This window comes from uncultured Succinivibrio sp. (assembly GCF_902756765.1).
Classification (GTDB): Bacteria; Pseudomonadota; Gammaproteobacteria; order Enterobacterales; family Succinivibrionaceae; genus Succinivibrio.
This window is the reverse complement of record NZ_CACVSS010000130.1, coordinates 1-12248: the sequence shown is the minus strand read 5'-3', so window position 1 is coordinate 12248 and position 12248 is coordinate 1. Positions and strand designations below refer to the sequence as shown.

Annotated in this window: 13 protein-coding genes; 7 read left to right on the top strand and 6 right to left on the bottom strand. The window is 38.9% G+C overall.

From position 1 onward, the window contains the following. The coding region (locus tag QZU45_RS11230; RefSeq protein ID WP_295355325.1) for an AAA family ATPase at positions 1-1590 on the bottom strand (1590 nt) is incomplete at its 3' end. A gap of 354 nt (positions 1591-1944) precedes the next feature. Next, positions 1945-4107, bottom strand: a complete 2163-nt coding sequence (locus tag QZU45_RS11225; protein ID WP_295355323.1) for an RNA ligase — start codon at positions 4105-4107, stop codon at positions 1945-1947. A gap of 245 nt (positions 4108-4352) precedes the next feature. Here QZU45_RS11225 and QZU45_RS11220 point away from each other — a divergent pair, with 245 nt between their 5' ends. From QZU45_RS11220 to QZU45_RS11200, 5 genes are all read left to right on the top strand, one after another. Beyond that, positions 4353-4748 (top strand): hypothetical protein, encoded by a 396-nt coding sequence (locus QZU45_RS11220; protein WP_295355321.1) that lies wholly within the window; start codon positions 4353-4355, stop codon positions 4746-4748. 101 nt (positions 4749-4849) lie between these two features. Continuing rightward, positions 4850-5308, top strand: a complete 459-nt coding sequence (locus tag QZU45_RS11215) for a DIP1984 family protein (RefSeq protein WP_295355319.1) — start codon at positions 4850-4852, stop codon at positions 5306-5308. A gap of 194 nt (positions 5309-5502) precedes the next feature. Then, entirely contained in the window at positions 5503-5997 is a 495-nt protein-coding gene (locus QZU45_RS11210) for a hypothetical protein (protein WP_295355317.1), read from the top strand. Positions 5998-6022: 25 nt separating this feature from the next. Continuing rightward, positions 6023-6538, top strand: a complete 516-nt coding sequence (locus QZU45_RS11205; protein ID WP_295355315.1) for a DNA-processing protein DprA — start codon at positions 6023-6025, stop codon at positions 6536-6538. 62 nt (positions 6539-6600) lie between these two features. Then, complete coding sequence (locus QZU45_RS11200) at positions 6601-7605, top strand: WYL domain-containing protein (RefSeq protein WP_295355313.1); 1005 nt, start codon at positions 6601-6603, stop codon at positions 7603-7605. A gap of 23 nt (positions 7606-7628) precedes the next feature. Here QZU45_RS11200 and QZU45_RS11195 read toward each other — a convergent pair whose 3' ends face one another. Further along, the gene (locus QZU45_RS11195) at positions 7629-7781 is read right to left on the bottom strand and encodes a hypothetical protein (RefSeq protein ID WP_295355311.1); all 153 of its coding nucleotides are present in this window, start codon (positions 7779-7781) and stop codon (positions 7629-7631) included. A 750-nt stretch (positions 7782-8531) separates the two neighbouring features. On the opposite strand from QZU45_RS11195, the gene QZU45_RS11190 reads away from it, so the two are divergent. Further along, positions 8532-8747 (top strand): hypothetical protein, encoded by a 216-nt coding sequence (locus tag QZU45_RS11190; RefSeq protein ID WP_295355309.1) that lies wholly within the window; start codon positions 8532-8534, stop codon positions 8745-8747. A gap of 442 nt (positions 8748-9189) precedes the next feature. Further along, a complete protein-coding gene (locus QZU45_RS11185) occupies positions 9190-9390 on the top strand; it encodes a hypothetical protein (RefSeq protein WP_295355307.1) in 201 nt (66 codons plus the stop codon). A 43-nt stretch (positions 9391-9433) separates the two neighbouring features. On the opposite strand, the gene QZU45_RS11180 is transcribed toward QZU45_RS11185, so the two are convergent. From QZU45_RS11180 to QZU45_RS11170, 3 genes are all read right to left on the bottom strand, one after another. Continuing rightward, positions 9434-10879 (bottom strand): cyclic-phosphate processing receiver domain-containing protein, encoded by a 1446-nt coding sequence (locus QZU45_RS11180; protein ID WP_295355305.1) that lies wholly within the window; start codon positions 10877-10879, stop codon positions 9434-9436. A 33-nt stretch (positions 10880-10912) separates the two neighbouring features. Continuing rightward, positions 10913-11893, bottom strand: a complete 981-nt coding sequence (locus QZU45_RS11175) for a hypothetical protein (protein ID WP_295355303.1) — start codon at positions 11891-11893, stop codon at positions 10913-10915. Between the two features lie 43 nt (positions 11894-11936). Then, positions 11937-12248 (bottom strand): hypothetical protein (locus tag QZU45_RS11170; protein WP_295355301.1); only part of this gene is annotated, 312 nt, incomplete at its 5' end.

Below are 12248 nucleotides of genomic sequence, written 5' to 3'. Positions count from 1 at the left end.
TTCTTTGGTGTCTTTATCGTAGTTAATGCCAACAACCAGAACCTCGCCCTTATAGTCACGGAAGATTCTGCCGTAATTCTTCTGTTTTATCTGGTCAATTGCAGTTTGAGCAGACTTGTCGTATTTAAGTTCCACCAGTAGAGCTGGTTTTTCAACTCCCTGTTTAGGAAGAAAAACCATATCAGCAAAGCCCTTTCCTGCAGGAAGCTCCCTGTGGACATTGTAGAGATCTACTGATGCAAGATTTAAGGCCAGTGAAATGACACAGCTTAAGGAGTTCTCATCATTGTATTTGAGAATGGATGTATGATCTTGATGCGCTAAATCAAAAGCATCTGCTACAGCCTTGTTGTCCATTTCGTAGATTTTATCGAGTAAATCAAGAGACTGACTGATAAGAGCATAGATGCCAGGATAATTCTTGTTTTCCTCGGTGATGTTGCGGAATTCTTTTCTTATCTCTTCATTTGGTATATGAACTGCAAAAATCCTGTCATTATCTACTCCTTTGATAGCTGAATCAGGAATGATTGCAAGATACCCCAGATGAATAAGCAGGGTTAGTACATCATCCTTGGTCTCAAAGGTTGTCATATCATTGTGGAATCTTGAAGTATTAACCACAACTTCATTTCCGGCAATGAGTTTTACAACCTCATCTCTAAGTCCAGCCATATTCAAATCTATATAGCGTCTTAGACTTTCAAAGGTTTCTGTCTGTGTCCAGTAGCTGGAGAATTTCTTTCTCTGGATAGCCTTAACTACGGAATTAGGATTAAAAAGATGAAGAGAATCCTCAAAGGTATAACCGTCGTACCATTTTTTCATTAAACCGAAGTCAACTTTGTACTCTTCACAAAGACTTAGCACCTCATTTTCTGTGAACCCAATGTACGATGCATATTCTCCAGGATCGGTCATTGAGTATTCATCAAACATATTCAGGGCACTGTGAGAACCGTATTTTTTGATTGGAAGAATTCCTGTCATGTATGCAAGAGCGACGTAAGACTGGTCTTTTAGGAGAGCTCTAAGGTAATCAAGATATATCTTTATTCCCTCTGCATCACTCTGTTTTTCTCTCATGATGCAGTCCCATTCATCGATGATGAAAATAAAACCTTTTTTATTTAATGGAGATTCTTTATTGTATATATCAGATAGAACAAGATTAAGTTTTCTTTCATCAGAAATTTCAATGTGAGGAAAAGCCTGTCTTAATTCATTTTTAATTTCGGACTCAATGTCTGATAACATCTTTTCAACATTCAAATCAGCATTGATAAAAAACTGCTGCATGTTTATAAAGATAGTGTTGTACTGGTTTAAGTGAGTTTTGTAAGAGCCGTCATGAGATATTTTAAGATTATCAAACAGAAAAGAGCTATCTGTATCCTTTGAGTAGTATGCACATAGCATATTTGCGGTTACCGATTTTCCAAATCGTCTTGGTCGGCTTATACAGAAAAATCGCTGCTCAGTCTCTACATAATCATTTAAGACAGAGATTAGTTCAGTTTTGTCAACATAGATTTTTGAAGAGCTAATTCTTTTAAAATTATCAAAACCTGTATTTAAATAAGATCCCATCTTCTGCTCCTGTTCTTGTCTCAATTTTAGCAGATCTTAATGTTTCTTGACATCACTCTATTCATGGTCAGAATCTTTTCGGCAATCCTTGGTAATAAGATCGTTCAGCTCCATTCATGTTAACTGACACCCAAAATGTAAGGTAAAAAATTCACTGAAGATGCAAACAACAGAGCAAACAGAAAAGCTCCTGCAAAGGCATCGCAGATACACTCTCATACCTGCAATGCCTTAATAGTCAGTTAAAGTATATTGCCAGTTTCCTTCATATAAATATCTCTGATACCTATGATATCCACAGGCAGTTCCTCTGGATTTTTACTCTGAAGCCAGCGTCCAAAATCAGCACCACCTTTAGGAAGACTGTTTTTGAAGGACTCGCGCTTTCGGAAACGGCCTACCACGGTTCTCATCTGCTTCCAGTAGCGATAACTTTCGGAAACGGCCTACCACGGTTCTCATCTGCTTCCAGTAGCGATAATAAAAAGTCTTCAGCTTTACCTGAAAACCTAAAGAATCCTCAATAACAAAGCCTTCCTCTTTTGAGGCACTGATATCATCAGAATACTTTTTGTAAAAGCCACAAAACTCATCAAAACTAGTAAGGTTAAATTGCTCCTGCACCTTACACTTAAGTCCGATTTTCTCTGAAAGTTTCTTTAGCTCGGAGAAAGTCTTTTTCTCATACACAAGATCATTTTTCACAAGATCAAGCATAATGAGATCATCGCGTTCATAGCTAATTATATGAGGATCTTCTGTTGGACATATGCCTTCACACAGAAGAGTACAGTTGTTCTGACAAAGATAATTCTTAAGCTCTGCAGCAGCCTCTGCACTGAGCATTTTTCCTACAAGCTCTCTGGCTATTTCAGCCATTTTGCCTTCAGGATTGGACTTGGTTGTTACAAAAAGCTCATCCTTGTACACGGAGATCAGAACCAGAAAGCCGTTTTCCTTTTTATAGACTGTAAGAGGAAATTTAAGTCTTTCCTTAAGATTGCCTAGATAAGTAAGGCGGTTCTCATCTATGTTGAAGAACTTGTCATAGCCTCTTGCCACAATCTTTAGAGCTCTGATATCCACATATAGTCCTCTGGCAAGGACCGTCAGACTGTTCCAGCGGCTGTTGTTGAAAGCATCTCGGGTAAAATTAAATGATGACAGATCACCAAAAGACTTTTCATCAATCAGTTTTGAACCACGAAACTCTTCAATGGCTTTTCCTACAAGCGCCATGCTGTCATCTTTATTAGCGGAGGCTTTTTCTTTAAATACAGAATTTCTGTACTCCAATGGATAAATACCATCAGAGTTTACTCTCACAGCTCTGAGGCAGCCACCCTGTTCAACCTGACCTTCCAGGTTGTAAACATTATCAAAGAGTTTTACAGGAGATTCATCAGTATTACGATGTCCGAAAAACTGAATACAGTCAGCAGGAGCATGCTCATTCCACTGTCTTGCCACATTCATATAATCCTCATAGCGCCCAACGCCTTTGATAAATTCTGAGGCATTGATAAAAACAGGATTCTTTTCTGTATAAGGAATACCACCATGGGACATGATAAGATGCAGCTTTCTTCCTCCTACAGTCATACATCCGCAGTAGCACTGGGCCAGCTTACGGTAAAAGGCCCGAAGCTGAACTCTGTCAAGCTTATCCTCAATTTCTGGCAGAGTTATGTACTTAAAGTAATGAGAGCGTATTGCCTCATTATTCAGATAACATCTAATTGAGTTCTCATGATTACCTTCCAAAAGCACCACATTATCTTTATTCATGACAGATATCAGAAAATTCAAAACCTCAAGGTTCTCTTTCCCTCTGTCAAGATAATCGCCTAAGAACACATAAAGGTTCTTTTCAGAAAGATTGCCGTTATTCCTTAAAAAATCCTGCAGAACAGTATTGCAGCCATGAATATCACCGATGATATAAACATTCTCGTAACAGTCAAAATCATGTTCACGATATAATACTTTAGATCTGAAGTCCTCCCTTTTAACCAGCTTAAGCCAGGCTGGCAGCTTCTGCGCCATCATTCTCTGATGCATTCTTCTGATGACATTCTCAGGAACCTTTCTAAAGCCACGCAAGGCGTTTCTTTCAAGGCATGTTTCCAAACTAACGTCAGAAAAATCCACACAGTAGATACGATATTTGTATTTCTCAGCAAGATCTTTGTATTCAGGAAAATTATGATTACCAGTATGAGTCGCATCAACAACAGTAAACTGCCCCTGCTGCATTCTTTTCTCAAGACAGGAAAATAGCAGATCCCAAACCTCTTTGTCGTTATTCTGGCTGATACAGCAATCGCCGTTTGGCAGCAGCACAGGAGAGCTGAAGGCTAATCTGAAATTATCAGCGCAGAGCGTATATTCCTCAAGATTATTCTCATGGATAAAGTAAGATTTTCCTGAAGCAGGAATACCTCTTAACAGACACAGTATGCGCATATTTACCTCTTTTTTTTGATTATCATCCAGGTTATGAATGATGCCAGGCATTTACAACCAATTTTATAGATAGTGTAAGCCGTAAATATTCCAGATTGTAAAAGCTATTTTATGACTTCTAAAAAAATTAAAAATATTTTTAATACTTATCGAAATATGGAATGTTCAGTTTTTATACTTTAGTCAGAAATAGGAAATCAGATAATAACTCCACATCAAAGCAGACTTCAGAGGAAATTTAAATGTAAAAAGCACTCCTTCACCACCATTAAAAAATTAAAAAAAGGAGAATTATTATGCTTAACTTAAGTGTTGCTGTTACCGTCAAAGACGCTGGTCTTCCATTTATCTGTGTAATAAAAGGTTCAAAAAGAAAACAGCATCGATTTGACAACGAGAATATCGAGCATCTCTTTGTTTACAATACAAAATTCAAAAGTCTAGGTTCAGTTGAACTGAATAATGTTTTTCCTGAAAAGCTAGAGGATATCGTGTTTGAAGGCAGATTCAGCAAAAAGCTTAAAGAAGAGCTCTCTGAATTCTCGAGAATTAAGATCAGTAACTACGATCTTGCCCGCAACTGCAGTAAGTTTCTGCATTATACCGATGAAGACTCATCAGAGGTCGAAGGTAAAAGTGAAATGCAGAAAATTGCCTATATGTTTCTGAGAGGCTCTGTCTGGCTCGACTGATTATGCCTATATTCTAATGCTCAGAAAAAAGGGTGACAGTTCTCTTATTCTGGAACGCTCATCCTTTACACTGACAATGAACGAAATAATAGGAGATAAATATGACTCTAGCAGAAGCATTAATGGAAAGAGCAGAGCTCAAGGCAAAAATCTCAGCAGTATCAGAGCGCATAGAAGACAACATTCTGGTGCAGGATAACGAAGCTCCTGGTGAAGATCCTAAGGAACTGCTTCCAGAGCTTTCAGCTTCCATTCAGAGACTGAGAGTTCTGATAAGTCAGATCAACAAGACCAACTGCAGTACTTTAATCGATGGAGAGAGTCTAACCGATCTGATAGCAAGACGAGACTGTCTTCTGCTTGAAATCAGCTCCTACAGGGACTTTACTGAAACCTCAAGACGCTCAACTGACAGAGCCCGCGGTTCTGAAATCAAAATCAGACCCTGCATTGAGGTTAAGGAGCTGCAGAAGAGGCTTGATGCTCTATCAAAAGATCTGCGTGAGCTTGAAGTAAAGCTGCAGAAAGCCAACTGGAATACAGAACTCATCGAAGCATAACCAATTTCAGGAGTAGCGTTTTTTTTACTGGGTGAATGTCAGACATCTTATGTATTACACACCGTAGTGCGAGTGACCGACGACCTCTGGTTTAATGTTTTGGTCAACAAATTACAGTGGTACAAAGTACATTTAATTTTTACTACCGGACATTAACAGTAAAAACGTGAGGGTGGGCTGAGGGACTTATATATATGACTAAACCTAATAACAAACAGCGGCTGTATGAGCTTTTAAATGAATCAGCAACTGTCGCTTTTGATATGAAGCGAAATATCCGTTTTATGGTCTGTCCTGCAGAGAGTCGTGATCTTAACGTTATCTGGATGATTAAAGCCATTAGATTTAATGCTGCAACTCCGATTGCCAGGATCAGAATGGACTGCCCCTGCTATGCAGAGAAAAACAGTAATTTTGTAAATCCGCAATGGTTTCTTTCTGATGGGGAAGTCGACTATTTCAACAGCTTTATCCGCCAAAAAACTACCTGTGATTTTACGGGTGTTCCTGCAGAATGTACGGTCTTTGCAAATGCTATTCTTAGGATGAATATTGAGAAATATTCTGTTGATCCTGTGGAAACACTGAAGCTTAAATACTCTGACTATCAGAACATAAAGGAAAGTCCTCTGCCATACGATCTGCCGATACCGGATTACATTCAGTTAAAACTCAAAAAGCCGTTTTAAATAACCAGAAGAGGAGCCAACAAATATGACTAGTATTGCTGTTATAGGAAGCAGAAATCCTACTCAAAACTCCGTCAAGGCCGTAAAGCTCTGGCTTGATAAATACTTAGAGCAGAATAGAGATGCCAATGTTACCATTGTAACCGGCGGTGCCTTTGGCATGGATACAGAAGCGATGAAGTATGCCGTATTACGAAAACTCAGACTCAAAGTATTCCGTCCTGACAAATACCATAACCAGAGATTATGCGAGGAGCTTAAGAACAATCCTTTGTGCGATATCATTCAGACTGATGTTGGATATCTTGAGCGAAATACCATGGTCATTGAGAATTCTGATCTGGTGGTAAGCTCTGATTATGGAAACGGTACTATTGATTCCATGGAAAAAGCCATTGCCAGAGGTCTTGAGGTGTACGTAATTGGAGAGTATATCTCATCTGCAAAATTTAAACGTGCCCTCCCCGCTTCAAACATAGCTATAATTGATAAGAGAAAAGTGTTGGAAGGAGACTTCAGTTCAGTGCCAAAAGCTGACTGATGAAACTCCTCAGTAACTGCCATTCTTCTGATTAGAATGGCACTGCTATTTTAGGGGACAATATGCCGGAAAAATACGATCAGGATGCAAGACCTGATGAGAAACTGCTCAAGCTCTTCATGCTGCTTTTATTCAATGACAAAGAATTCTCTCTAACCTATCTTGCTGAAACCATAAACTGCTCTAAGCAGACTGTGGCAAGACTTTTAAGACGCATAGATGAGAACTATCCCTGCCATCTTTTAGAAAGAAAATCTAACCGCCAGAAATTCTATCATCTGCAGCGACCATCCATGTCTTTTAAAACAGCAATTGATCCGGCAGGTCTGCGTCAGCTTGCCCTGTGCCGTGATCTGGTAAAAGGTCTTCTTCCAAAAGAAGACTGGGAACTGGTCAATATGTCACTGCAGCAGGCAAAAACCAATCTTCCGCGCGCAGACTACAGCAGCTATCAGGATGCAAATGTCGGTACCCGTCTTACCCGTGGACACATCAACTATCAGACAAAACAAAAACAGCTTGCTGAACTTGAAAAATGTATTTTAAACCGTAAAAGCTGCATGCTCTCCTACCAGAAAGATCTGAACGGAGAGATAAAGAACTACGCTTACGCGCCTCAGATGCTGATTACCTTCCATGATTCTCTGTACGTCTCCGGCTGGATTGTATCTGAGACAGGGCCAGTCAGAATACTAAAGGAACGTCCTGCAAAGTTTTCTGTTCACAGAATCACTGAGGTAACTGCGCAGAACCGTTCCACAGAAGAGCTCCCAGTAAAAGATCTTGAGGAGAATGCAGACTTCGGATTTTTAAGAGACGAGCCTTTTAAGACTAAGATCTGGTTCTCAAAGGAGGTTATGACCTATATCAGTGATCGAATCTGGAGTGAGGATCAGAAGATTACTCCTCAGGAGGACGGAGGCATTATTCTTGAAATGACAGCTCTGAGCAGAAGCGAACTAATCTCCTTTGTCCTGAGTTTTGACTTCAAGGCACGCCTGCTTGAACCATCTGATCTTGCAGCAGAAATTAAAGAGAGACTTTTAAAGACTCTGGAAAAATATTAAAGCAGACAGGCTTCTGTCCTGTATTAGGCCTCATCACCGACATGAGGCCAGTATCTGTCGATATTTCGCTGCATATTTGCTCTGCCAACAGGATTTGCAGTATGCAGCACAATCTCCTGCATTTTTGCCCCAAATTTAAGGAAAAGCCCGTCATTATAGGGCTGAACGATGCTCATTTTTTTATTTAGCTGTTGCTATTTTTTTATTTCTTAGCATGTGCGGATTGGATTACTGAATTAGCTGCACCTATAAGGTATTGGTAGGTGCCTCTGATGTTCAGACAGTCAACATAGCTGAGATGCGTTAGCTAGGTTTGGAAGTGGGGTTAGATTAACAGCCTCCATCATCTTAAGATAAACAAAGCCATTGCACCTTGACGATCTAGCTCAATTGTCACATCTTTAATAATAACTTGTTCATAACCAAGAATAGTTTCGATAATATTAACAATGGAGATCATTTGCTCTCCTTTCTTCTTTAGAAGATTGGGTTTAATGGGATTTCTTTGCCGATGAGCTCCCATTTAAAAAATCAATTCAATGTCCCGTCTCTCAAAATTATCCATCTGAAATTTGTTAAAATAAAATCTATACTAAATTTTATTGAATCAAAATTTATTTTGAGGTTTTCCCCTCAAAGACAGCATCGCTCTTATAGGAGACTGAGAAAATGATGATATTTAACAAGAAAGATGTATTCACATCTGTAACTTATGAGGAAGCTAAGAGGTATATCGGTGAGGAAGGTTACTTCACTAATAATTTTTGTACTGATCTATCAAAGTGGGATAGGAAGGTTCTAAAGGATGTATATGCTCTGATTATGGTCTTTTTTTACCAGCAAGCCATGTTACTGAGGTAAATGATTTTAAATATGCTAAATATAGGTCATTTAAGGATCTTAATGAATTTTCTAATACTTTAGGTATGGAAGATATCTTAGGTAATAACCTTACTTATAGAACAATTGCTTCTAGTGAGGAACATGACAGATCTGACGGTATCATCACCAACATAATTAAAGCTCATAATGAAATCTATCTAGGGGTCGGAGGCGACTTATATTCACTCGATGAACTTTTTGAAAAGTATGAGTGGCTAGACAAAGACGGCAACTGGAGACCTTTTGGAGTTGAGAAATAAGGCTCCGCGCAAATTTCCTGAAAATTGAGAATAATAATTTTAATTAGTCCCTCGTTTTCCACGTAATTTACCTTTATCAGATCTTTGTTTACGTGTTTTCGAATCTTTTCTCTCTTTCGGTCTGCCTCCTTTATTTTTCTCTCCAGATGTTGTCTTTAATTCTGTTGCTTTAACTCTTGCTCTCCATTTTTTTTTGAGTGTTCTCTCTCTGAACACTAGAGTTCTCGTCAGCGGTAGGGAGAGGTGGATCCTCGCTTTAGCGGTGATAATTTCAATTGCTCCTGCATTTTTGACCTAAGGAATAAACTCAATTTAAGTAACGCTGATCCGATAAGACTCGGCATTATTTTTTGCTTCTAAAATTCTATTAAAATGGCTATTGACTAATATATTAACCAATATTCTTTTATATGCTATGCTTTAGGTAGTTCTGAAGTTTGTTATGGGGGATGCCTTGCCTGTTTATGTCATCATCAAAACCGTTAAGGATAAGAAATACCTCAATATTGTCGATATTTCTGTTAACGAAAAAGGTAAAAGATGTCAGAAGCTTATTAAATCTTACGGTAACCTTGATAAGGCTCTTGAGAACGCCCCTGATATCGTTAACAAGCTAAAGCAGAAATTAAATAGAGACTTTTGAAGACTCTGGAAAAATATTAAAGCAAAAGAGGTACTGTCGATTATTAGGCCTCATCACCGACATGAGGCCAGTATCTGTCGATAGTTCGCTGCATATTTGCTCTGCCAACAGGATTTGCAGTATGCAGCACAATCTTGTAGAAAGTCTCTCTCGCACACAGCCAGTCCAGAAGCTTTATGGCATCACCTCCATCCTTTGCATAATCCCCCAGATCATGATCAAGATTCAGCTCTTCAATGGCGACAGAATGTTTCTCAAAAAACTTAATACTGCTAATGGCTTCATTAACACTATGACAATGGATATATCCAGATGGAGCTTCTCTTTCATCATCAAGCCAGAGCTTTATACTGTCCGTCATAGAGAGAAGCGTTTCGTGGTCCACCTGAAAATAACGATCATGAGAAAGTTTCTGTTTTCTATTTTCTTCAGATAAATAATAGGACATCGAGGAATTAAACCAGCTCAGCTGCTGCTTAATAGCCTGTTGTATCTCGAGATTTTTACAGTATTCAGAGGCAAGTAGCAGTTCTTCATCAGACACTGCAGAAGTATCTTTCTGTTTTAGTCCGAATATCCGTAAAAAACGCTCTTTTCCAGTAAGAGGCTTTCTGTAGTACTCAAGATCGTAGTTATGGACATTAACTTCTGAGGTCAGATGGTACTGACTGAAGCTATCAAAATAATAGCAGTAACAGTTTATATCTGAAGAGTCTATGCCGCTGGATACGGTCGCATCTGGTATAAAGGATACAGCCACAAAAGGAGCTCCACTCTCATAATCACAGTTAAAGCCCTTAGTCTGACCTGCATATACACAGTCATCTGAATTAACCAGAATATCTCCAGGTTCAAAAGGCATTGGAAGGTATATTAACAGCTTGTCAGTTGTATAGTTAAGTCGCTCCTGTGGCAGGCACTCATTGTCATAGATATGCATGAGCTCTACCTCAGAGTTAAAGAAAGCTCTGACATACCTGTCAGAAAAATTATCATATATATTTTTTGTGCCTGAATAATAGTATTTGGTCAGCATAACTACAGCAACAGAGTCTCTGTCGTCTGCGGAGTAATCTTCCTTGTAGCCATTAACAGCAGCCTCAAAAGAAGGAAATCTTGCAAAAGAGTAAAACTCAGAGCGACCTTTCTCAAGAATACTCAGCTCATAATAGCTTTCTGGCTCCTCATTTTTCAGAAGACTGATTTGAATTCGGTAATTCTCAAGAATACCTTTTGTTAGCGCATGAAGACTCTCTGTCTCACTCTTATCTCCATCTTTTGGCTGCTCCACGAAAAAGTCCGGATGTCTGATGGTTACCTCTTCATCAGGCTCAGCAAGTAGTTCTTCTAAGGCGAAAAGTCTTTCCTCAAGAGGAATACGATAGCATTTGTCGACAAGAAACAGCTTCTGCTCTCCACTGAGGCAGTAATCTAGCTCATAAAGATATTCTCGGATGTCTCGGGAATTTACAAATCTTATAAAGTCCATCAGCTCTCCATCCCCTGTTCAGTTCAGATTAGTTTAATGCTCTATTGTCTGCATCTGACAACGAAGTTCAATTGTCCTTACAGCACTGTAAAACAAATCTGGTGGAAGATTACCTTTAATCATTTCGCTTAAAGGAATAAGCTTGCAGTTTATACCTTCAAGCTCATCCTTATCTGCATATTCAAGATCATAATTAAGCCAGGAGTGATCCTTATAAAAACCAGTTTCTACCGGAAAAAGCCCCCAGTACAGAATATCTGTACCATCGTGGTTATCTTTTAAATCCTCTTTACCGGCAGGAGTATATGAAAGAAACACAGCATATTCCGGGTGAATCGATCTCAAAAGCGCTCCGTATGGAATTCCCGCTTTTTTCACGATATCTCCTCGCTTAAACGGCATAGGTAAACTAATATGCATTGCAGACACATCCACACCGTACAAATTCTGACCACAGCCAGAATGACAGTCAACTGTAATAACTTCTGCATTCTTTGAAAGTATACATTCGGCTACACCGCCAACAGGACCATCCGTATCTTTAACACATTCAGAGAATACATACTTTCTGATTCGATAGTAATCCTGAACCACTCCAATATCCTCATCTTCAGCATATTCTCTGATGGCTTCCAGGGCGTTATCGTAATTGCTGTAAAAACCTATATGCTGAAAATCTTTTAAGTGCCTTTCTAAATGTTCAGCTTCGTAAAAGTAATCAGAGGAAGCCTCTTTTATAAAACTAAGTATGGCTTTATTATCAGCCAGATATCTTCGTATGAATTCGTGAACAGTAAGTCCCAGAGACTCGGAGAAAACAGGATTGGATATTGATGTCATTGGTGCATCTTCAGTAGAATTCAGTAATTCCTCAAGAGCTGCAAGTTTTTCTTTAAGTGTTATGAAATCACACATTACAATTAAGAAAAGCTGCTGTTCCACATTAAGCTTGAAATCAATCTTATAAAGATACTTTCTGACATCCTTTGAATTTACATATTTTATGCAGTCCATTTAAATCCCACCTTTCCATCTTGCTAACGGTCTCTCAGATCTTTTAGTTAATGCCTAATTCTTTCAGGGAACTACTGAAAGCCTGAAGATATTCATCTTCACGTTCTTTTTCACGCTGAAGCTCTATAAGTCTTACGGCGTTATAAAACTCATCTGCTTCTATTTCACCTTTCATAAATCTGCCAAGAGGAACCAGCTTAAGATCAGCACCGGACAGCGAAGCGGGATCTGCATATTCAAGATCATAGCAAAATAAATTTCCATAACCGCCTTCAAAGCCGTTTTCCAGAGCATAAATACCGTAGAAAAGAATATCCCCCATGGAGCGACCAGTTTTGTAATCTTCCATCTTTTC

Coding starts and splice junctions, on each gene's coding strand:
- QZU45_RS11180 (WP_295355305.1), bottom strand. CDS start 10,879: ATGGACTTTATAAGATTTGTAAATTCCCGAGACATCCGAGAATATCTT.
- QZU45_RS11190 (WP_295355309.1), top strand. CDS start 8,532: ATGGAAGATATCTTAGGTAATAACCTTACTTATAGAACAATTGCTTCT.
- QZU45_RS11215 (WP_295355319.1), top strand. CDS start 4,850: ATGACTCTAGCAGAAGCATTAATGGAAAGAGCAGAGCTCAAGGCAAAA.
- QZU45_RS11195 (WP_295355311.1), bottom strand. CDS start 7,781: ATGAGCATCGTTCAGCCCTATAATGACGGGCTTTTCCTTAAATTTGGG.
- QZU45_RS11210 (WP_295355317.1), top strand. CDS start 5,503: ATGACTAAACCTAATAACAAACAGCGGCTGTATGAGCTTTTAAATGAA.
- QZU45_RS11225 (WP_295355323.1), bottom strand. CDS start 4,107: ATGCCTGGCATCATTCATAACCTGGATGATAATCAAAAAAAAGAGGTA.
- QZU45_RS11205 (WP_295355315.1), top strand. CDS start 6,023: ATGACTAGTATTGCTGTTATAGGAAGCAGAAATCCTACTCAAAACTCC.
- QZU45_RS11200 (WP_295355313.1), top strand. CDS start 6,601: ATGCCGGAAAAATACGATCAGGATGCAAGACCTGATGAGAAACTGCTC.
- QZU45_RS11175 (WP_295355303.1), bottom strand. CDS start 11,893: ATGGACTGCATAAAATATGTAAATTCAAAGGATGTCAGAAAGTATCTT.
- QZU45_RS11185 (WP_295355307.1), top strand. CDS start 9,190: ATGGGGGATGCCTTGCCTGTTTATGTCATCATCAAAACCGTTAAGGAT.
- QZU45_RS11220 (WP_295355321.1), top strand. CDS start 4,353: ATGCTTAACTTAAGTGTTGCTGTTACCGTCAAAGACGCTGGTCTTCCA.